Annotated in this window: 17 protein-coding genes; 15 read left to right on the top strand and 2 right to left on the bottom strand. The window is 41.8% G+C overall.

Translation table 11 applies throughout. The annotated features are described in order from the left end of the window. Positions 1-35: 35 nt before the first annotated feature. The 3 genes from pckA to DWX33_RS17970 all read left to right on the top strand — a co-directional run bounded on the left by pckA (position 36) and on the right by DWX33_RS17970 (position 4,532). Positions 36-1,643 (top strand): phosphoenolpyruvate carboxykinase (ATP), encoded by a 1,608-nt coding sequence (gene pckA, locus DWX33_RS17980; protein ID WP_005860732.1) that lies wholly within the window; start codon positions 36-38, stop codon positions 1,641-1,643. A gap of 189 nt (positions 1,644-1,832) precedes the next feature. Further along, complete coding sequence (locus tag DWX33_RS17975) at positions 1,833-2,933, top strand: TlpA disulfide reductase family protein (RefSeq protein WP_057317550.1); 1,101 nt, start codon at positions 1,833-1,835, stop codon at positions 2,931-2,933. A 60-nt stretch (positions 2,934-2,993) separates the two neighbouring features. Beyond that, positions 2,994-4,532 carry a YifB family Mg chelatase-like AAA ATPase gene (locus DWX33_RS17970; RefSeq protein WP_008774337.1) on the top strand — a complete coding sequence of 513 codons (1,539 nt, stop codon included), beginning with the start codon at positions 2,994-2,996 and terminating at the stop codon, positions 4,530-4,532. A gap of 189 nt (positions 4,533-4,721) precedes the next feature. Here the strand turns inward: DWX33_RS17970 and DWX33_RS17965 are convergent, their stop codons facing one another. Next, positions 4,722-5,564, bottom strand: a complete 843-nt coding sequence (locus DWX33_RS17965; protein ID WP_122380802.1) for an AraC family transcriptional regulator — start codon at positions 5,562-5,564, stop codon at positions 4,722-4,724. A gap of 266 nt (positions 5,565-5,830) precedes the next feature. Here DWX33_RS17965 and DWX33_RS17960 point away from each other — a divergent pair, with 266 nt between their 5' ends. From DWX33_RS17960 to DWX33_RS17905, 12 genes are all read left to right on the top strand, one after another. Continuing rightward, positions 5,831-6,631: a DUF4493 domain-containing protein gene (locus DWX33_RS17960; protein ID WP_122380801.1), complete on the top strand. Its 801-nt coding sequence runs from the start codon at positions 5,831-5,833 to the stop codon at positions 6,629-6,631. A gap of 38 nt (positions 6,632-6,669) precedes the next feature. Continuing rightward, a complete protein-coding gene (locus DWX33_RS17955; RefSeq protein WP_122380800.1) occupies positions 6,670-8,010 on the top strand; it encodes a DUF4493 domain-containing protein in 1,341 nt (446 codons plus the stop codon). 8 nt (positions 8,011-8,018) lie between these two features. Next, a complete protein-coding gene (locus DWX33_RS17950) occupies positions 8,019-9,818 on the top strand; it encodes a PCMD domain-containing protein (RefSeq protein WP_122380799.1) in 1,800 nt (599 codons plus the stop codon). Positions 9,819-9,829: 11 nt separating this feature from the next. Beyond that, positions 9,830-10,579, top strand: coding sequence for a hypothetical protein (locus DWX33_RS17945; RefSeq protein WP_044546377.1), 750 nt, complete (start codon positions 9,830-9,832; stop codon positions 10,577-10,579). 10 nt (positions 10,580-10,589) lie between these two features. Then, the gene (locus DWX33_RS17940; protein ID WP_122380798.1) at positions 10,590-12,254 is read left to right on the top strand and encodes a PCMD domain-containing protein; all 1,665 of its coding nucleotides are present in this window, start codon (positions 10,590-10,592) and stop codon (positions 12,252-12,254) included. Between the two features lie 4 nt (positions 12,255-12,258). Then, the gene (locus DWX33_RS17935) at positions 12,259-14,391 is read left to right on the top strand and encodes a DUF4493 domain-containing protein (protein ID WP_158595309.1); all 2,133 of its coding nucleotides are present in this window, start codon (positions 12,259-12,261) and stop codon (positions 14,389-14,391) included. A gap of 11 nt (positions 14,392-14,402) precedes the next feature. Further along, complete coding sequence (locus DWX33_RS17930; RefSeq protein WP_122380796.1) at positions 14,403-15,101, top strand: DUF4493 domain-containing protein; 699 nt, start codon at positions 14,403-14,405, stop codon at positions 15,099-15,101. A gap of 13 nt (positions 15,102-15,114) precedes the next feature. Further along, on the top strand, positions 15,115-16,944 hold the full coding sequence (locus DWX33_RS17925) for a DUF4493 domain-containing protein (RefSeq protein ID WP_122380795.1): 1,830 nt from the start codon (positions 15,115-15,117) through the stop codon (positions 16,942-16,944). A 35-nt stretch (positions 16,945-16,979) separates the two neighbouring features. Then, complete coding sequence (locus DWX33_RS17920; RefSeq protein WP_122380794.1) at positions 16,980-17,846, top strand: DUF4493 domain-containing protein; 867 nt, start codon at positions 16,980-16,982, stop codon at positions 17,844-17,846. Positions 17,847-18,016: 170 nt separating this feature from the next. Further along, positions 18,017-19,357: a DUF3575 domain-containing protein gene (locus DWX33_RS17915; RefSeq protein ID WP_233570206.1), complete on the top strand. Its 1,341-nt coding sequence runs from the start codon at positions 18,017-18,019 to the stop codon at positions 19,355-19,357. Between the two features lie 603 nt (positions 19,358-19,960). Beyond that, a complete protein-coding gene (locus tag DWX33_RS17910; RefSeq protein ID WP_122380792.1) occupies positions 19,961-21,685 on the top strand; it encodes an ATP-binding protein in 1,725 nt (574 codons plus the stop codon). Between the two features lie 74 nt (positions 21,686-21,759). Further along, positions 21,760-21,942: a hypothetical protein gene (locus DWX33_RS17905; RefSeq protein WP_121962188.1), complete on the top strand. Its 183-nt coding sequence runs from the start codon at positions 21,760-21,762 to the stop codon at positions 21,940-21,942. Here the strand turns inward: DWX33_RS17905 and DWX33_RS17900 are convergent. Beyond that, the gene (locus DWX33_RS17900; protein ID WP_147331050.1) at positions 21,935-22,354 is read right to left on the bottom strand and encodes a hypothetical protein; all 420 of its coding nucleotides are present in this window, start codon (positions 22,352-22,354) and stop codon (positions 21,935-21,937) included. The genes DWX33_RS17905 and DWX33_RS17900 overlap by 8 nt on opposite strands. Positions 22,355-22,493 lie beyond the last annotated feature (139 nt).

The raw sequence follows: 22,493 nt of genomic DNA, 5'->3' as shown, positions 1-22,493 counted from the left end.
GTTATATAAAGTCAATCATTTAAATTAAATTCAAGATGGCTAATTTAGATTTAAGCAAGTACGGAATTGTTGATGTGAAAGAAATCGTTCACAATCCGTCTTATGATGTTCTGTTCGCAGAAGAAACTAAACCGAGTTTGGAAGGCTTCGAGAAAGGCCAGGTAACTGAGCTAGGTGCTGTAAACGTGATGACTGGTATTTATACAGGTCGTTCTCCTAAAGATAAATTTTTCGTAAAGAATGAAGCCAGCGAAGATTCTGTGTGGTGGACTTCTGATGAATATAAGAATGATAACAAGCCTTGTTCTGAGGCTGCTTGGGCAGACTTGAAGGCTAAAGCCGTAAAAGAATTGTCTGGCAAACGTTTGTTCGTTGTCGATACATTCTGTGGCGCTAACGAGGCTACTCGTTTGAAAGTACGTTTCATCATGGAGGTTGCTTGGCAAGCTCACTTCGTAACTAATATGTTCATCCGTCCGACAGCTGAGGAATTGGCTAACTACGGCGAACCTGATTTCGTTTCTTTCAACGCAGCTAAGGCTAAAGTTGACAACTACAAAGAATTAGGCTTGAACTCTGAGACTGCTACTGTTTTCAACTTGAAGACTAAAGAGCAAGTTATCTTGAATACTTGGTACGGTGGTGAGATGAAGAAGGGTATCTTCTCTATCATGAACTACTTGAACCCGTTGCGTGGTATCGCTTCTATGCACTGCTCCGCTAACACGGATAAAGAGGGCAAGAGCTCAGCTATCTTCTTCGGTTTGTCTGGTACTGGTAAGACTACTTTGTCTACGGACCCGAAACGTTTGTTGATCGGTGACGATGAGCACGGATGGGATAACGAAGGTGTATTCAACTACGAGGGTGGTTGCTACGCTAAGGTTATCAACTTGGATAAAGAGAGCGAGCCGGATATCTACAACGCTATCAAACGTGACGCTCTTCTTGAGAACGTAACAGTTGCCGCTGATGGTAAGATCGATTTCGCTGATAAGTCAGTTACAGAGAACACTCGTGTTTCTTATCCGATCTATCACATCGAGAACATCGTTAAGCCGGTTTCTAAAGGCCCGCACGCAAAACAAGTTATCTTCTTGTCTGCTGACGCATTCGGTGTATTGCCTCCAGTATCTATCTTGACTCCGGAGCAAACTCAATACTACTTCTTGTCTGGATTTACCGCTAAATTAGCAGGTACAGAGCGTGGTATCACGGAACCGACTCCTACATTCTCCGCTTGTTTCGGTGCTGCTTTCTTGTCATTGCACCCGACAAAATACGGCGAAGAGTTGGTTAAGAAGATGGAAATGACTGGCGCTAAGGCTTACTTGGTGAACACAGGTTGGAACGGTAGCGGCAAACGTATCTCTATCAAAGATACAAGAGGTATCATCGACGCTATCCTTGATGGTTCTATCAACGAGGCTCCGACAAAGAAGATCCCGTATTTCGACTTCGAGGTTCCGACTGCATTACCGGGCGTAGATCCGAAGATCTTAGATCCTCGCGATACCTATGCTGATCCTGCTCAATGGGATGAGAAAGCGAAGGATTTGGCTGCTCGCTTCCAGAAGAACTTCGCTAAGTTCACGGGCAACGAAGCTGGTAAGGCATTGGTTGCTGCTGGTCCTCAGTTATAATTGCTTAAAAAAACTTGATCAAAAAAGGTCAAGGTTTAAAAATATCTTTATAAAAAAGCGTGGAATTACTAATTCTGCGCTTTTTTTATGATAACTGCGTTAATTTTATTATAAATGTGAAGTAGTTTTAAAAAATATTCCTACCTTTAGACCGGATTATCTGTTATAAGAAGAGCTTAAAAAGGAGTAATGATAAAAAAACTGGCACTTATTATTGGCTTTATAATTTGTTTGTCATCTTGTGGCAAGGATTATGTCTATCGGATTGAAGGGGAACTTTCTAATCTGGAAGATCAAACCGTATATGCTGTATTTGAGAAGGATAATTATAAAGTGGTTGATACAGTGGCTTGTACGAAACCCGGGCAGTTCCAGATCGATCAACATGAAGCGGGTTTCCATTGTGTGACTATCTTCTTTGCGGATAAAGAGCATTGGGTTACGGCTTATCTGGAACCGGGAGAAACCGTGAAAATCACGGGCGACGCTAACTCTCCATTGCTATTGCAGGTAAAGGGGGGACGGACAAATGATAAGTTGACCGCTTTTAAGAAAAAAATCGCTCCTTTATTGACGGAATTGACAAATTTATCAAATTCTTTAAATAGCAAGGATTTGAACGATACGATCGAGGAGACGGATATCGCCGCTCGTTTGGCGAATGTTAATATGCAATTGAGCGAGGAAGCGATCCGGTACGTGAAAGAGAACCCGAATGAAGAGGCATCCGTTGTCTTGATTCAATCTTTTTTCTCAGATCCCGATGATACTCGTAAAATTGATGAGTTGTTGGCGTTATTGAATCCAAGGTTGAAAGACTTTTATCTGGTGAAGGAGCTGGAGCAATATAGCGCCCGTGCGAAACGTACGGCTTTGGGTGCGGAAGCCCCAGATTTCTCCGTAAGGAATATTTATGGGAATACGGTAAGTTTGGACTCTTTCCCGCAGAAATATTTATTGCTGACGTTTACCGCTCCTTGGTGTGATATGTGCCAGACAGAGGATCTATATCTGGATAAGGTAGCGATGAAATATCCGAAAGATCAGTTGGATATTCTTTTGGTTAGCTTGGACGATAATCCGGATAATGTCCGGGATGTACTGAAGAAGGATAGTATAGCGTGGAATCTGGTAACAGATTCGGCCGGACAAGCGGCTATGTTGATAGATCTGTATAACGTAAGCGTATTGCCACGCTGTTTCTTGATAGATGAGGATCATAAGATCTTGATGAAAACAGAGAATGGAATCGAGATCAAGCAAACACTGGAGAACTTGTTCGAAGACTGAGCGATTGAAAACAGGAGGTTCCGGTTTTAATTTGTAATTAGTAACTCAAAATTCTTAACTATGTTAGTAAAATCTTATGCCGCTGCCGTGCAGGGGATTTCCGCTACGGTCGTTACCGTAGAAGTGAACTGTTCCAAAGGTATCCAATTCTTTTTAGTCGGTCTTCCGGACGTGGCCGTTCGTGAGAGCCATGAACGCATTATCTCGGCTCTTCAAGTATGTGGTTATAAATTCCCCCGCAATCGTATCGTTATTAATATGGCCCCCGCAGATATCCGTAAGGAAGGGTCCTCTTATGATCTGCCTTTGGCGATCGGTATTCTGGCGGCGGCAGAGCAGATAGATTCATCCAACTTATCCAAATTCGTATTGATGGGCGAGCTTTCTATGGACGGGAGCCTCCAACCGATAAAAGGGGCATTGCCTATTGCTATCAAGGCTAGGGAAGAAGGCTTTAAGGGCTTTATCTTACCCAAGCAAAACGCTTGTGAGGCTGCGGTGGTGAACGATCTGGAAGTGTATGGAGCTTCGAATATCAAAGAGGTGCTGGAGTTTATGGAGGGTAAACCTACATTGCGGCCTACGGTTATTGATACCCGTAAGGAGTTTTACGACCGCCAGCAATTGTTTGATTGCGATTTCTCCGATGTCCGGGGACAAGAGAACGTGAAGCGTGCGATGGAGGTGGCCGCAGCCGGCGGACATAATCTGATCATGGTAGGTCCTCCCGGAAGTGGCAAGTCCATGTTGGCGAAACGTCTCCCTACGATCTTGCCTCCCTTTACCTTGCATGAGTCCTTGGAAACAACTAAAATCCATTCCGTAGCCGGTAAGATAGGAGGTGGCGCCTCCTTGATGGTACAACGTCCTTTTCGCTCTCCCCATCATACGATCTCTAATGTCGCTATGGTAGGAGGTGGCACTTTCCCGCAGCCGGGAGAGATCAGCTTGGCTCACAATGGTGTCCTTTTTTTGGATGAGTTGCCGGAATTTAACAGGAGTGTCTTGGAAGTCATGCGGCAGCCATTGGAAGATCGAGTGATCAATATCTCCCGTGCCCGTTTCACGGTGGAATATCCAGCTGGCTTTATGCTTGTGGCCTCCATGAATCCTTGTCCCTGCGGCTACTACAACCATCCGGACCGTCCTTGTCTCTGTTCTCCCGGAGCCGTCCAGAAATATATGAACCGCATTTCCGGCCCATTACTCGATCGTATCGATATCCAGATAGAGATTGTCCCTGTCCCTTTCGAGAAGATTTCCGAGCAACAGCCCTCAGAGCCTAGTATCGCTATCCGTGAGCGGGTCATAAAAGCCCGTGCGATCCAGGAAAGGCGTTTTGCCGCTTATGAGGGTATTTATTGTAATGCCCAGATGAACTCCAAGCTACTCCATCAGTACGCCGTTCCCGACGCTTCCGGCCTCTCCATCCTCAAAACCGCCATGCAACGTCTCTGCCTCTCCGCCCGTGCCTATGACCGTATCCTGAAAGTCTCCCGCACGATAGCCGACTTGGATAATTCGGAACATATCGAAGTCCGGCATTTGGCGGAGGCGATACAGTATAGGAGTTTGGATAGGGAGAATTGGGGGATGTGAGGTAATGTCATGGAAATAGCTTTTACGGCATTTTTACGTAGGCTGATTGAAAGGTATAAGTAAGTTAACTTAAACAGCGAAGTAAGTTAACTTAAACAGCGAAGTAAGTTAACTTAAATGGCAAAGTAAGTTAACTTCATTGGCGCATGGAGTTAACTTGCTAAATGAAGCCTTTCGTCTGTATAAGAATTAGGAGTTGCGGTATTCCTGTGGCCCTATACCGACATAACGTTTAAAATATTTACCGAAGAAGGAGACATTGCTGAAATTCAGCGAGTCCGCTATTTGGTAAATGGGGATATCGGTAGATTTTAACTGGTTTTTGGCATCCATGATAACCATCGCAGAAATAATATCCGTACAAGTTTTTCCTGTCGTTTCCTTTATTGTCGTACTTAGATGTGCGGCGGTAATACTTAGTTTATCGGCATAGAAAGAGACATTACGTTCTTTCATATAGTTACGCATGACTAACTCTGAGAATTCTTTCGTGATCTTTTTACTTTTAATCAAGGGAGTATCGCTAGGGGCTATTTTCTTATACGTCTCTTTCAAGCATATAAGCAGGAGGTGTAGTATTGATTTACAGATTTCATTGTTAGAAGACAAATAGCCATTTTCTTGCGTTTTTAATAGGAGCTCAAAATAGTGATGAAAAATTGATGTATCGTTGTTTTCTAGCGGAATAACAGGTGTCTCTCGCATTCGATAATAATATTCTGAGATGATTTTAAATATGTTATTATTTGCGAGGAATTCAGAGGAGAATCCTATGAAATAAATTTGCAAGTTTCCATTCGCTTTGTGTATTTGTAGAATACTTTGCGGCAAAATCGTAATAAAATTCATCGGTTGTATTTTGTATCGAACGAGGTTGATCGACGCTTCAATGTCTCCATCCAGCAACAAGACGAATATCCCGGCCTTGAGTTTACAAGGAGAATCCGTATAAAGGTTTAATAATTCTTTCGTAATATCTGTTCCCGCAACACAGTCGACAGGAATATCTATTTTCGGTAGCTCATTCTGCATTGATAATGAAATTTAGACGATACAAATATAAGCTTATTTTTTGGTACTAATGCTATGTATGCTTTGAAAATACATAATATCAATAGCTTAACAAATAGTTGTAAAAAGTGATCACGAGTTGAATAATGCGCTTAAAATATAATAAATAGAACACTCTTTCCTTAAAATAGACCTTGTATGATTTTTTGAATTGTCGTTATTTTGTATCCAAATTTGGGAATAATCTCTTTTTAAGGTAAACAGATTAATAAGTAAACAATTATTGTATGGGAAATTTGAGGGTGCTACTGTATGGGATGGCTTATCTCCTTTCGGGGTGCATGTTGATGACATCTTGTCAAGTAGAGGATTTAACTTCTTTTTCAAAAGGAAAAGGGACGATCGCTTTGGACTTGTCTGCTACCGCAAGTTTTAATACGGAGACAAAAGCGGTAAATGAGAGCGATTATAAAAATCCGGATAATTATACGGTGCAATTTTTGAAAGTAGGTGAGAGTGATCCTGTTAAAACATTCAAATATGCGGAAATACCTGCTTCAGTCGAATTGGATAACGGAGCTTATACCGTGAAGGCTTTTTATGGGACGAATACAGATGCCGCTTCCCGGACAGGATTCTATGTGGAAGGTTCCAACTCTTTTAATTTAAATGGTGAAACGGATAAATCTATTTCTCTTACTTGTACACCAACCTATGGTAAGGTGAAAGTGGAATTTACGGAAATGGATACTTATTTTAGTGATTATTATGTTACTTATTCGACTTCAGCCTTGGGGAGTAGTTCTACGGCTAAGTGGTCTAAAGCAGATACGGAACCTTGGTATTTGAAACTGAACAAAGGCGGAGAAACTGTAACCGCCACAATCTATTTAACACCGAAATCTCAATATCAAACAAAAGCGGCTACTGTTGTCCGGACTTATGATTTGGCACCGAATAAAGCGTGGACATTGCAGGTAGCCCCTAGCTATAACGATAAAACCGGACAATTGGGAGTCTCTATCAAGATTGATGAAGGAACAAATGATATACCTGTAGATATCGTGATCCCTTCTGAATGGGTTTAGTCATTAAGGTCTAATTAAAAAAAGAGAAGAAAAAAATCATGAGATTATTAAATTATATTGCTTTAAGTCTGTTCGCTTTGGTCGGTTTTATCTCTTGCGAGATGAGGGAAGAAATAAAGAGTGGCAAAGAGGGTGTGGATATGGGACTTTTGGAGTTGAGTGTACAAGCTAAATCTCCGGCGGTGACGAAGGCTGCATCTGTTAGTACGGACGATTTCCCGGTTTCTATTGTCGGGAAAAGTGTAGATGGGGAAGAGGTTGAAAGAAATTATGATGCGGTGGCGGATTTACCGGAATCTATTTTATTGCCGGTAGGTACTTATTCCGTAGTTTCTCATACAAAAGGCGTACTGGAAAAGAAATTGGAAGCTCCTTATTATAAGGGAAGTTCCGATATGGAAATTAAGAAGGATATCACGAGTAGCGCAAAGGTGACTTGCAAGATGCAGAATAGTAGGATTCAATTGAATTATAGTTCGGAGTTTTTGGCGAAGTTTACAGAATGGACGATCATGTTGGATGATGGTTCGGAGACTGCGTTGTCGATTACGGAGACAAGCGCAAGTGCTTCTACAAATCCTGCTCCTATTTATTGGTATTTTGGAGAGAATGGTGCAGAGACTGTAACTTTGAATATTCGGGCGAAAACCATAGAGGGTAATACGGTTGCGATGGCTCCTTATGTGTTTAAAAAAGAGGATGCCAAAGAAAAATATGATGATGTTGATAATCCCAATTTCACGGGTGGAGAAGCGCTTATCATCGATCTGAAACCGGGAAATGAGGAAGACCCTACTACGGGAGCGGTTACAGGCATCTCTGTTACGATAAGTGTTATTTTTGAGAATCATAATGAGGCTGTAGATATTCCGGTAGAGGATAAGGAGGAGACGAAACCGGATCCGGATCCAGACCCTACGCCTGAAGATAAAGTGCCTTCGTTGTCATGTGATGCATTTGAGAACGGTGTAAAATATTCAATGACGAAACAGGATTGGCCAGCAACAACTGATGTGGTTATTTCGGCTTCGGAAGGGATCGCTAGTATGAAAGTTATAATAGAGGGCGGAAATCCTGGTTTTTCCTCTGCAGTCAAGGATTTGAATTTTACAGGAGAAGGACGTGAACTGGTCGATGATGCAGACCTTTCTGAAAGTCTCGGAATGGCTATGCCTGCAGAAGGTGATACAGAATATACTTTTCCTATTGCTGGATTTTATACTATGATGAATATCTATGGTCCAACGATAGATACTGATGCTACGACTGGAATCGGAAATGCTCCAGATGGTAAAGAAAGTCATGTTTTTAAAATAACAATTACGGATAAAAAAGGACAAACTGCGTCTGCGGAGTTACGTGTGACGATTAGTAAATGATAAACCTTATGAGAAGAATATATTTTGTTTCAATATTGCTTTCACTGTTGGTTCTTGCTGCTTGCCAACAAGAAGATTATACGAGTGATAAGGTTGGATATCTTAATGTAAATGTTTCACCGGTTTTTGGCGTAGTTACAAAAGGTTTAGTTCCAGATAATTACAAACCAAAGCAACTTTGTGTGGAAATTAAAAATGAGGCTGGTATAGTCGTGGAAAGTACAGAAGATTATGCGGAATGGGAAGGTAAACAGTTGAAGTTAAAGTCCGGCACTTATATGATTACAGCTTCATCGAATGGGTTTGATGGGAATGCCTCAGGAGTAGATATACCTTATTATAAGGGCTCTACTCAAGTAACAGTTGTGGCAGGAAAGGAAGTCACAGCCTCTATCATTTGCACATTGGCGAATGTTAAGGTCACGGTGAATTTTGAAGATTCCTTTACAAACTCTTTTAAAAGTGCGGTTGTTTTAATAGAATCTAAGGTTCCGGGAATATCAGGTCAGAATCTTATGATGGGTGCGCAAAATAAGTCCATTTATTTTCCTGAAGGAGATTTAAAGGCGACGATCACAGTTATAAATAAAGCGAACCAAACTCATACACTGAGCCAAGATATTACAAAGGTGAAGGCTAGGGATCATTATGTATTGAATTATAGAGTCTCTGATTCGGGCTCTGTCGGGGATATAACTGTAGATGTGGATGATTCTGAAAAAAAATATACATATGAGATTACGGTACCGGTTACCTCATCAACGCAATTAGAAGTGGCTTCTGCGAATGCGTGGAGTAACTTTGCTCTTTTGGAAGGTAAAATATCTTCAATAAAAGAAGGTGTGGAATTAGATCCAACTTGTATGAAGTTTGAATATAAAACAGAGCGTGCCGCAGAGTGGTCGGAATGTAGTGCTACCAAAGAAGGTGATTTATTTAAAGCGACATTGAAAGGATTAACTCCTGCCACTTCTTATTCTTATCGTTTATCTTACGATAAAGCAGGAGACAATTATGCGAGTGATGTGAAAACATTTACAACTGAAACTGTTACGGCTTTACCCAATGGAAACCTAGATAGCTGGTATAAGTCAGGCAAGACATGGTATGCTGCATCTAAAGAATATTTTGATGCAAATGGTTCATTTTGGGATTCTAGTAATCCGGGAACAACAACGGGTGTTGGTGGACTTGTGAATATAAATCCAACAATGGGTAATGCATCTATTGTACATACTCAAGGTGGACAGTCTGCAGAATTGAAAACTCAAACAGCAATGGGAGTTTTGGCTGCGGCAAGTTTATATACAGGCAAGTATGGAGCTACAAAATCTGATTTTTCTGGGGCTACATTAGAATTTGGTAGACCATTCACTTCTAGGCCTACCGCATTCCATGGTTGGTTCCGGTATTCAACAAAGGCAATTGATGTTGTAGGATCGAATCTGCCCTCATCTGCGAATGTGATAAAAGGTCAGACTCAGGATCTCTGCTCTATATATATAGTATTAGCAACTAAATCTTATCAAATAGATAATACGAATCCTAGTACGTTTATAAATTTTGAAAATGATGATGCCATAGTGGCTCATGGGGAGTTACCTATGGCTGATTGTGTGGCAACGAATGGATCTTGGAGGGAGTTTAATATTGATTTAAAATATCATAAGTTGGATGTAAAGCCGACTCATATAATTATTGTTTGTTCCGCAAGTAAATATGGGGATTATTTTACGGGAAGTACTTCGAGCGTTTTATACTTGGATGATTTTGAGTTGATATACGGAGATGAACCTAAAACAAAATAGGGTTTTAATTGATGAAACATAAATTATTTATAGTGACCCTACTGGTGGTCATGGGTATTGGCTCTGTGATAGCTCAATCTTCCCGTAGAATTCAGAGAATTGACCGGGAGATCCAGAAGACTGTCTTTATCCCGAAAGGGACTTGGATGGCCGGAGGTACGGTTTCTTATTCTGAGCATAATGAGAGTAACTTAAATTTCCTCGTGTTGAAAGATATCGAAGGGAAGGGGTATGATTTTAGTGTCAGCCCTTATTTCGGTTATTTTTTCCGGGATAATATTTCTATGGGTGCCCGCTTCTCTTACAAACGGAATTATTTGGATCTGGGTAATTTCGATTTGAATTTGGGAGAAGACTTTAAAATCAGCTTGAAGGATCTGTATTATCTGGAGCATAAGTATGAGGCTTCTTGCTTTATACGGACCTATATGCCGATCGGAAAAAGTAAGATTTTTGGGTTGTTTAATGAGGCTCGGTTGACTTATGGATATGGAACAGGTAAAAACTCTACCGGATCGGGTACGGAATATGATGGCTCTTATCAAACCGTGCAGAATATGCAGATTGGTTTCGCACCGGGAATGACAGCCTTTATTACGGATTGGTCTGCTGTAGAGGTTTCGGTTGGCGTGATGGGTTTTGACTTTAAGTGGATTGATCAAGAGACAAACCAAGTGGAGGAAGGACGGCAACGGGTTTCTTCGGGTAATTTTAAGATAAATCTATTCTCTATAAATATAGGTATGACGTTTTATCTGTAAATATTAGGAGATGATGATAAAATTAGGTTGTTATATAAGCTTATTCTTCACGTTGGCCAGCTGTGTTATAGAGGATGATATTCCTTATCCTGTAGTGGATGGAGCGATCCTTTCCATGGAGGTAGAGGGGCAACGGGCTGGAGAGGACGGACAAAGTGCCGAGGCTACGATCAATAATACAGATCGTACGGTAACTTTATTTGTGAATGATTCCGTGGATATCTCTAACTTAAAGATTAAGCGCTTGAAAATAACGGATGGAGCGGTGTTAGTGGGTGATTCTACGGCTTGTGTGGATATTAAGAATTTCCCTACGACAGGCTTTGCCTCGTTGGATAGCATCTCTTCTACCGCTAATACACGAGTAGATTTCACGTCACCGGTTTCTTTTACGATAAGTACGTATCAAGATTATAAATGGAAGGTGACTGTAAAGCAAATCATCAATCGGGAAATTGATGTGACCAATCAAGTGGGAAACGCAGTCATCGATGCGTACAACCGGAACGTGATTATTTATGTATCTCCGGAACAATCTTTAAGGGATTTACAAGTGAATAAGATGAATCTTGGTGGTGAATATGGTACGGTAGAGCCGGATCCAACCGCTTCTACCGAGAAAGATTATTCAAGTGGTTCCCGACAATTCTTTGTTGGAAACGCATGGGAAGACGTGATGCAGAAATGGACGGTTTATGTGTATCATAAATCAGGGGAATCGTCAACTTCCTCGGAGGCTTTCGCTATGGTGACCAAGGCTTCGTTAAGTGGAAAGATACAGAGTGGAAAGACCCCGGTCATTGAGTATAAAAAACAAGGTGATGCCGCTTGGAATACATTGGCAACCTCGGCGATAAAGGTTTCCGGTACTTCCTTTACGGCTACTGTCACTGGCTTGAAAGCGAAAACAACTTATCAATATCGGGTATCGATTGATGGTACGGCGGGTGAAGAGAAATCCTTTACGACTGCGGAAGAGATCCCATTGACGAATGCTAGCTTCGATAATTGGTCGCAGAATGATAAAAACAATAAGTTGTGGCAACCTTGGGGCGATGGCGAAAGTTCTTTTTGGGATACAGGAAACCAAGGGGCGACAACAGTTGGTGAAAGCAACTCAACTCCGGTTACGGATACAAGTAATGGCTCTGGAAAAGCAGCTTCTTTGGAGTCTAAATATATCGTGATAAAATTCGCCGCTGGCAATATCTTTACGGGTACGTATAAGAAGACGGATGGAACAAATGGGGTCTTGGATTTTGGCCGTCCTTTTACTTCTTTCCCGAGTAAGTTGCGAGTTCACTATAAATATAATTGTGCAACAATCGATAAGGTTGGTGATGATGCGATGGCGAGTTTGAAGGGCCGCCCGGACTCTTGTCAGATTTATATTGCGTTGACAGATTGGGATGCTCCATTGGAGATACGAACCCGTCCATCCGAGCGTCAATTGTTCGATCCCAACGATTCGCATGTGATTGCCTATGGCGAGTTGACCAAGGGAGAATCCGTAACATCGTACACGCAAGAGGATATTGTTTTGAATTATCGTTATACGAACCGTACACCCAAATATATCGTGATAGTGGCCTCGTCTAGCAAATATGGTGACTACTTCACGGGAGGTGTAGGTAGTAAACTATGGTTGGATGAGTGTGAATTGATATATGATTAAGGATATGAAGATAAAAAAGATATATACGATGCTGCTGGCATCAATCGCTTTGACCGCCTGTCAGCAAGAAAACTTGTCGGACCCGGTGAAAGGTGCTTTTAGTATATCTTTGACCGAGGCTACTGCCGAGGTGGAAACGAAGGCGACACCCGCTGATTTGGATAAGCCGGTCGCAGAGAAGTTCAATCTACTAATAACCAATAAGACAACCGGAAAGGAACTTTATAAGGGTGCTTTCACGGATCAGACAATTCCTGCGTCTGTTGGAACTTATACGGTAAAGGCTACTTGTAGCCCGAACACATCGTATGAAGAGAATCCAGTACTTGCTTTAGATGCTCCTTACTACGAGGGAACGGAGGAGGCTACCTTGACGGTGGACAAAACGGTTTCGGTAACGATTCCTTGTCATGTTGCGAATGCGCTGGCATCTATCCGTTTTGGGAATAATAAGGACAAATTCGAGGCTCTGTTCTCGAGCTATAGCGTGGAAGTAAAGGTTGGCAATAGTTCTGTGTCCTTACAAGATACTTTACGAAGTGCTTACTATCGGGCAGGTTCGGATGTGAAGTTTTTTTTTAAAGGCAAGTTGAAAGGAAATGGCCAAGATGTCACCAAGGAGCTGACGCATAGTGAGTTCAGTAAAGCGGAGACATTCGTGGCTGGTGCGCATTGTGTTATTAATTTATCTGTCGAGAAAACTACCTCTGGTGTAATCCTTACGGTAGCTGCCGCCGAGGTGAAGAAGGAGACAATTAATGCGACGATTCCGATGGAGTGGTTACCGGCACCTAAGATTTTAGTAAAGGGATTTACAGGGAATACGCTGGATCTGTATGAAACAGCTAGTCCAAAAGATGTATCATTCGATTTCGATCTATCTTCCAGTTTACAAGAGTTGAAATTTGCGGTGGACTTTGAGGATCAAGTTTATAAGGCATTGAATGGGGATTATACCTTATCAACGATGAGCGATGCGGATAAAGCGAAATTCGTGGATGCAGGAATCATATTGCCTGTGATTGGACAGAGTAGTCCTTCAATTAATATTGCGGAGTTGGTCTCTAAATTGAAAGCAGATAATGAGCAGACGATAAATAATACTTTTTCCATTACAGAGGTCAAGGCTAATAACCGGACAATCTCCGGGGAATATAAGATATTGACTCATAAACCGGAATTTTCCGTAAGTGTATTGCCGGGTAATGTATGGACGAAGGAATTTACGGCTGAGGATTGTACGGTTACAGAAGGGAAAGGAGACGCTACCGCCATCAATGCGGATTTGATTTATCAATATAGTGCGGATAATGGGCGAACTTGGAATGCGTTTAATGACAATACGAATGCACGCCAAGCGTTTATTTCTACACCGGAAAATAAGATTTATCAAGTGCGGGCGCTGTATCGAGGAGAGTTGGCATCTTCTGCTATCAATGTAGAATTAGAATCTCCAATACAATTACCTAATTCGGACATGGAGGAGTGGACTTCTTCCACTAGATATGAACAACCGTATTACCAACCTTGGAGTGAACATGTAGAGCATTGTTGGGATACTAATAACAATGAGACGATGAGGGATAAATATAGTACTTATCCTAATTATAAAACATTTCCTACTACTACTTATACAGAAGATGGATATAAAGGGCGTGCTGCTGTTATACGAACTGTTGCTGCTAATAATGGATGGGCCTCTGAAGTTATGTCTGGTACCGCGTATCGAGGTAAGTTGATCGTTGGGAATACAGATGATAGTGGAAATATAACAGAGGGCTACAGTTTTGGTTCTCGTCCAACTGAGTTGGACTTTTATTACAAATATGATAGTTATAATAATGAACGTTTTGGAGTGTATGTAGAATTGATGAATGGAGATGATGTGATAGCTTCAAATTCTTACATATCTGGGAGACAGACTGTTTCTTCATATACCTTGGCTTCAGTGTTGCTTCCGTATGATGAAAGCGACTTGAAACCAGCGACTTCTATACGTATTAGATGTTATTCAGTGGCAGAAGGGGAAGATCCTGCTGTAAGAAAACAAACAATAACAATACCAGCAGGAAGCCGTAAAATTTATGGTGGTAGCTGTCTTACCATTGATAATATATCATTGATTTATGATAAATAGAAAATGACAAGATGAAACGAATAATATATACACTAATAATTCTTTTAATCCTTGTTTCTTGTCAACAAGAGGACTTAGTCCAGCCCCAATCCCCCGGTTTCCTCTCCTTGGATAACGTGACTGTGGCTACTAGCGATGTCAATTCTATCCAAACGAAAGCCGGGATTGATGCTCGGTTTGTGATAGAGATCTGGAAAGAGGGTGCTCTTTATAACAATTGTAAATATGAGCCGGGACAAACTCCAAGTAAGATAGAATTGCCTGCGGGTTCATATCAATTGAAGGCATATACCTCTAACTATACTTTGCAGGGAACTGTTTTTGCGGAGGGAAGTTTAGGAGAAGCCATATATTATAAGGAACAGTCATTTGTGATAGAGGCGGAGAAGGTAACTTACCCTGCTGTATCCGTACCGATGATAAACTTCGGTATATGTTTGAAGGACGATCTTCCCGCTAGTTTTGAAAATTATACGTTAGATGCCACTATCGGTGATCGTACGATTACGCTCAAACCTACGGAGATAGGCTATTTCTCTGATTCGGCGGTAGGAAGTTCTTTGTCGTTTACATTAAGAGCGACAAATAAGGATGGAGAAGAACTAGAGAAGAAAGAAACCGCCACAAATCTTCGAGCGGGTACGATCTACGAGATCGTCTACTCGATGGCTACGAAAAGCTTGGATTGTGAAGTGTTGAATAAAGATTAATATAGAGAACCGGATGTTTTGGAGAACATGGAGATATTACGTTGGTTTGCTAGGGTTATTACTCGGGCTGAGCGCTTGCGTGACGGAAGATCTGCGTAATCCCATTGCCGAAGGACAAGGTTACCTACGTTTGGAACTAGCCTCTGTAACTACAGAGCTTTCGTCTTCTTCGCAGACGAAAGCGTCAACGACATCTATACCTAGCGAAGATGTACCGGATGCTTCCGATTTTACGATAGATATCCAAAAAGGGGGAACTAGCGTTGACGGTTTCCCGAAAAAGTTTAGTGAATTAGGTAGTAGCTCTTTGGTTTTGGAAACCGGTGATTATATGGTTTCTGCTTATTGTGGCGAGAATGCTTTGATTCAAACAAAGCCCTATTTTTGGGGTTCCTCAATCGTTACGGTTCTGCCTAACCAACAGGTTTCAGCTTCTATTGAAACCGCTTTAGCTAACACCTTATTGATCCCTGCCGTGGATGAGAGCCTACAAAAACATTATTCCACTTGGGCGTTGACGCTAAAAGTGGGTGAAGAATCAATGCAATTGGCTTCGAAAGAAAACTCAAATAACCATTTGTATGTAAAAGCCGGACAATCAGTGACAGGCATATTCAATGGCAAGAATCTGGCAGAGAAGGAAACCTCGACGGAATGGACTGTGATTTCTGAAACAGTTTCTTGTACGCAATATACCATTCAATGTAATCCGGATTTGTCTATATTCTCAAACATTCAATTGACAGCAAAAGCAACTCATAATTATAACAATGGTTCTTTGACTGGAACAGACGTTATATTGAATCTTTCGGCTAATGGTGCTCCGGTAGAAGCGATCGCGTCATGGGATATAAAGGTCTTATACAATGGAGAAACAATCCGGACGTATTCGAACAATCCCGATAACGCAACGATGAATGTCTTGGAAGGGTGGCCGTATGTACCTCAAGGTAGTACATTATCTGCGTCTATCCTTTTGAAGGCGGGTGATAAAATGGATCTTCCATCTACTACCATGGAAACGATTCCTATGCCGACATTTACGGCAACAGTTTCTGGAAAAACCAGTTATTCGGTTTATAAATCATCCGGAGCTTCCGCTGCAAATGAAATGGACGGATCTAGTATTATTGCTGCTGCAACAGTAAATATATCTTCGGATATATTGAATAACGCAAACTATTCAAATATTCTAAAGGTAACTTATACAACGGATGGTGGAGGGGATTCGGGTGAACTTCCATATGGTACTGTTGGGATATTAACAGACCTTGCTTGGCAAAAACATGTTTTGACTGCTATAGTCACCTTTGATGGTGAAACAGTAGCTTCTCCTCCTGCAGAGTGCCATGTTACGGGGTTGCCATATAAGGGGGATTTTTCATCAGTAGGACCAGCTTTTGGTACTGATGTAAAGTCGTGGATAGCAGTAGGATCTGGTGGAGAATATTGGTCTGGAAGAGGATATATACTATTTCAGTATTATTTTAGTAGTGTATCAAAGAATTGTTACGTATTTTCACCAGCATTTCAATTGCCTGAGAATTTAAATGTAACTTATTCAACGAAAGTTGCTTATTTTACTGGGGGAGTAGGTACTCCTACTATAGAGGTTTATACAGGTGTAAGTGATAAAACAGGTGCTAAAGTAAAAGATAATACATCATCAATTAAGCGAATAAATTCAAACAACTCACCTGCAGATAGTAAATTTACGACAATATCTGCTGACACATCAATAGGTAATAATTACAGAGTTTGTATTTCTCACGATGAAGGTACAGATAGTAATTGGGCTGAAGATTGGTTGACATTCAAAACTCTTAATGTCTTGTATAGATAATATGGAATAAACAGTAACGATTAAATAATTAAACAATGAAAAAAATATTATTATTAGGCATAGCGGCGCTAGCATTCGGAGGCTTAACCTCCTGCAGCAATATAATGGAAGAAAGCGGTATAAATCCAACAGCTAAAGCGAAAACAGGCGAACTTAGTATCGCTCTTGAAGCTGATGCCTCTGTTAGTGTTACTACGAAAGCGGGAACTTCTGATGAAGTTACTTTGTCAGATGAGGAAAAAAAGAAATTTGTAATTACGGGAACGAAAGCAGGAGGCTCCTCCTCCATCCCTTTAGGTACATTTGCGGATTTTGCAAATGGAGCAGTTAAAACAGTTGAAGTAGGTACTTATTCGATAACGGCTGCTTATGGCACGATGACGGGCGAGTTGGACTTTGACAAGCCTACTTTTGAAGGGATGGAAAATGATGTGGTGGTTGAGGCCAATAAGACAACTGAGAATGTTAATATTACAGCAAGCTTGACAAATTCCATTATCTCAATTGATAATACAACATTTACAGATCTCAAAAATTCAGCTACTATTACGGATTTGTTTGCCTACTCGGGTACGGTAGAACCTACGGATACAAATGAGAAATACTCGTTGATATCGGCTACGAATACATTGGATTCTTCTAAAAAGCTATATGTGAAAAAAGGAGCTTCGAATGTTAACATCGTGATAAAAGGAACTCTGAAGGACGACCCTACAAAGTCGTTCACAAATACAAAAAATATTAAGACATTGATAGGGGAAGGCCAGAATGTTGAGGAGGCTAAAAATTATAACATTAAATATTCTCTTTCCGGAGATAAGGGCTCTTTAACGTTGACTATTACGGTAAATGGAACCGTTACAAACGTGGATCTTCCTGTGACGGTTAATCCTTACGAATAATCTACTTTCTCAGTTAGGGCGGATGTGATACGCCCCATTGAAGTAGTACCTGTATGGAAGTGGATTTTAAACTAAATGCGTTATCTTCGCGTTATTAATCATAATGTAAAGGACAAGACATGAGACATCCGTTGATTATTCTATTTTGTTTTTCTTTTCTCTCAATCTTTATGGCTCATGGGCAGTCGGAGAATGAGAAATCCAAGGGCGATTCTTTCTTGTTTTCCTTTATACCCGGAGAGGCTGATATACAGGCTACCTATGGGAATAATTCCATAGAGATGGAGCGACTGAACCGGAAAATCTGGCCGGTGATGAATCCTTTGATGGACGGGGAGTTTCACGTGTTGATCGTCTCGCATATCTATACAGAGACAGGGGCAGTATCCAAAACCGCCGTCAATACTGCTATGTGGAGAGGAAACACTGTAAGGAAATATCTGAAAAACAAATATGAGCTTGATAATAAACAGATCTCTTTTTATGTGGACCGTAGTGGGGAGTGGGGGAATAGCGTACATGTGTACCTGCTTTATTTCACTATGCCAGAGTTCGCTAATAAACAGATCTTTTATTCCACGGATCAGTCTATACCCGCTATCTCATCAAGCTTAAAACGATATACGGAGGTTCCTTATATTTATGTACTCAACGATCCCGATCTTTGTGTGGATGATGAGGTCTTCGCTTATGTCGTGATTGATGGTAAGGCTGATCTTCCCTATGAGGAAGGGGCGATGATTCCCGTAGCTCCTCCCGTACAAGAGAAGGTGAGTAAAGCTCCTGTAGTCTCTCAACCGGTTCGTACAGAGCCTGAGATTGCTCAGCAGGCAACAGTGTCCATAACGCCTGAGCCGCAAGTCTCGGAACGGCAGTCTACTGTGTACCAACCTCAACAAGAGGCGACTCGGTTGGTGTCGAAAGTCTATCCTACTTTCCAAATGACAAACTTGACTGTTAGGACTAACTTACTTCCTTGGTTTACGGTCTCTCCGGGTTTGAGTGTTGGAAAGAATGGAGCGGAACTGAAGACAGGATCGATCATGCCAAACTTGGAATTGGAGTATATGTTTGGAGGTTGGGGGTCTGTCATTCTAGGAGGTACGTATTCGAGGTTTGGCTATAAAGGGAACCCTAATAATTTATGGGGAGTGTCGGCATTATCCTTGGAGCCTCGCTTATGGTTTAACGATGATGGTACTTATCGGGGATTCAATGTAGGCTTGCAATTGAAATATGGTAACTTCAACGTGCGTGATAATGATCCGCTAGGGCATGGACAGACGGGGCAGTTCTTTGGTATCGGAGTGATGTTGAATTATTTGCAACCTATCTCAGGGAATTTCGCTTTTGAGGCGGGACTTGGTTTTGGTTCACGGATGATATTTGACGCTTCCACCTATATGCGGGATTATGAAACGCAAGTGAGCGAGACTACGGAGAATTTCTCAGCGACCCATTTCATGCTTAATTTCCGGTTGGCGCTGGTGTATAGGTTTGGATTTAAATAAAAGTGAGAGTGAATATTTGTATCTTATACAAAAAATATTAATTCCTATAAATAACTGAAGTACATGCTTTTATAGGTGTTGATATGTCCTTTGCTTACGGCTTATGAAATGAATAACTAACGGCTTCCCAAGCCGTAAGCTTACCACTAGGGGTAGCCGCTAGTTATTCACTCGACAAGCCGCTAGTTATTCACTCGACAAGCCGTTAGTTATTCACTTCACAAGCTATAAACAAGGGGGGCGTTCTTTACGTATAATATAACGTACGTGCGTACATTAAAATATACAGCCTCTCTCTTTAAAGGCAAATCCAAAAACATATCCAGTTACTTTTCTCCCCTTTTGGATTAAAAAGTATCTTAACTGTATCGCTCAACGAAACTAAGTGTGTTGGTCAAGTATCTTAGTTTCGTTGGCCAACGCACCTAGGTGCAGATATGTATTAAAGCATATGGACAATTCCCATCCCTCGTGCCCCAACCGTTATTCGCAAATTATTCCTTACCTTTCCTTGATAAAAGAAGATTTCTCAGCGAACAGGTATAAGAATTGGAGATTTTTATCTAAGTTTGTCAGTATACATCAAAAAGAAAGGAAGATCCTATGATACCTCAGATAACCATTCCCTATGCCGTGGCTGATTTTGCGGAGATGCGCGAACGTGGCTTTTATTATGTGGATAAAACTCAGTTTATCCCTTACTTGGAGCGTTATAAGGCTCCGGTATTCTTGCGTCCGCGGCGTTTTGGTAAGAGCTTGTTGGTCTCTATGCTCGCCCATTACTACGATCGGAGTAAGTCTCATCGCTTTGAGGAACTTTTTGGGGGAACGTGGATCGGGAGCAATCCTACGCCGGAGCATAACCAATACATGATTATCCGCTATGACTTCTCGAAGATGGTGCTGGATGAGACGATGGATGGGTTGGAGCGTAACTTTAATATATTGAACTGTTCTCCCGTGGAGATTATGGTGGAGCATAACCGGGATCTCTTCGGCGACTTCCGGTTCTCTACCAAGGGCAACGCCACGCAGATGCTGGAGGAGGCATTGGCTTATGCCCGGGCGCACGATTTGCCCAAGGTATATATCCTTATCGATGAGTACGATAATTTCACCAACCAATTGCTCACGGCCTATAAGGACCCGCTTTACGAGTCTGTCACCACTGGCGAGAGCTTCTTGCGTACCTTCTTCAAGGCGATCAAGGCGGGTATCGGCGAGGGTAGTATCCGTACTTGCTTTTGTTTGGGTGTGTTGCCTGTTACGATGGATGACTTGACGAGCGGCTATAATATCGCCGAGATTCTTACCTTGAAGCCTGATTTCACGGAGATGCTGGGTTTCAATCATGAGGAGGCTGCCGAGTATCTGCGCTATGTGATTCGTAAATATGGCAACGGCGAGGATCGTTTCGACGAGCTGTGGACGCTTATCGTAAACAACTATGATGGCTATCGCTTCCTGCCCAACGCGCGTCCGTTATTTAATTCCACTATATTGACTTATTTCTTCAAGAACTTTGCCGAGCTGTCCGGAGGTGTCCCCGATGAGATGGTGGACGAGAACCTTCGTACGGACGTGAATTGGATCCGCCGCCTTACCATCACCTTGAAGAACGCGAAGGAGATGCTGGATGCCTTGGTGATCGATGGGGAGTTGATCTACTCTCAACCGGATCTGAGGAGTAAGTTCAACAAGCAGAAGTTCTTCGATCCGGAGTTTTATCCCGTCAGTTTATATTACTTGGGCATGACAACGTTGAAAAACCAATTCAAGATGGTGTTGCCTAATTTGACAGCGCATAGTATTTACATGAATTATTACAACGAGTTGAACCGCATAAGTGACGATGCTCGCCGGTTTGTGCCAGCTTATGAGTCTTTCATGGATCATCGGAAGCTGGAGCCGCTGGTGGAAAATTATTTCAAGGAGTACCTCGGTCAGTTCCCGGCGCAAGTATTCGACAAGATCAACGAGAACTTTATTCGTTGCTCTTTCTACGAGGTGCTGAGTCGTTACTTGAGCAATTGCTATACCTTTGCCGTGGAGCAGAACTTGCCAAGCGGCCGTGCGGATCTGGTATTGACGGGCATACCGGGCACCGCCTTCCACAACGATTGCCGGGTGGTGGAGTTCAAGTATTTCAAGGCGAAAGACGCTGCCATGATAGAGGCCTTGGAGGTTGTTCGTTCCGAGGATGCCGATCAGGTGAGAAGATATGCCGCTGATATCAATCGGCAATTCCCCGCTTATCGCATGCGATCGTATGTGGTGTATATAGCGGCCGGGAAGGTTTGTAAGACATGGGAAATTATTAATCTCTAACGTAAAGGACAAGACATGAGACATTCATTGATTATTCTATTATGTCTTGATCGGCAATAAGGCCGATCTTCCTTATGAGGAAGGGGCGATGGTTCCTTGAGGCTGGGCTTGGCTTTGGCTCACGAATTATCTTTGATGCTTCCACTTACGAGCGGGATTATGATACACAGGTGAGCGAGACTACGGAGAAATTCTCAGCGACGCATTTCATGCTTAATTTCCGGTTGGCACTGGTGTATAGGTTCGGGTTTAAATAAATGAGATCAACGTCCCTTTCTCGGAAGTCGTAATAGACGCCGTGTAAATCTTATCTTCGATATTTATTATAATAATCTTCTTTTTGTCGAAGAAATTACCCTTTTCCATGATGTCGAGAGCTTCCGCTTTATGTCCCCTAGTGGTAAGCTCTTTTTTTATACCTTTTTTTATGTCTTCTTCCCATATAGAATTTATTTTGTTAGCCTCAATAAAGGCCATGATAATAGCCGATAATAATGAGATATCAACTAGGGTACAGGCTATGATGACCATCCATTTTCTAATACCATTGAAGGTTGCAAAATATCCGAATACAGGGATGATAAATAAAAACACCAAAATAAAGGGAAGAGTGAATATTTGTACCCAAATAGGTAAAGAATTCGTGATATTTAAGTATATGCTTTCCATATATATTATTATTAGAGGTAAAGTTCCTAGCCTCATTAAGAGGAAACTCGCTCACAAAGGAAATTATTCTTTTCCGTCTAACCAAATTATTCCGTACCTTCCTCTATAAATCAAGTTCACGTTAGGAAATAGTTGGTGC

It is taken from the genome of Parabacteroides sp. AF19-14 (assembly GCF_003635485.1).
GTDB classification, from domain to species: Bacteria; Bacteroidota; Bacteroidia; order Bacteroidales; family Tannerellaceae; genus Parabacteroides; species Parabacteroides distasonis.
The sequence above is the reverse complement of the archived record's forward strand: the minus strand, read 5'-3'. Positions and strand labels throughout refer to the sequence as shown.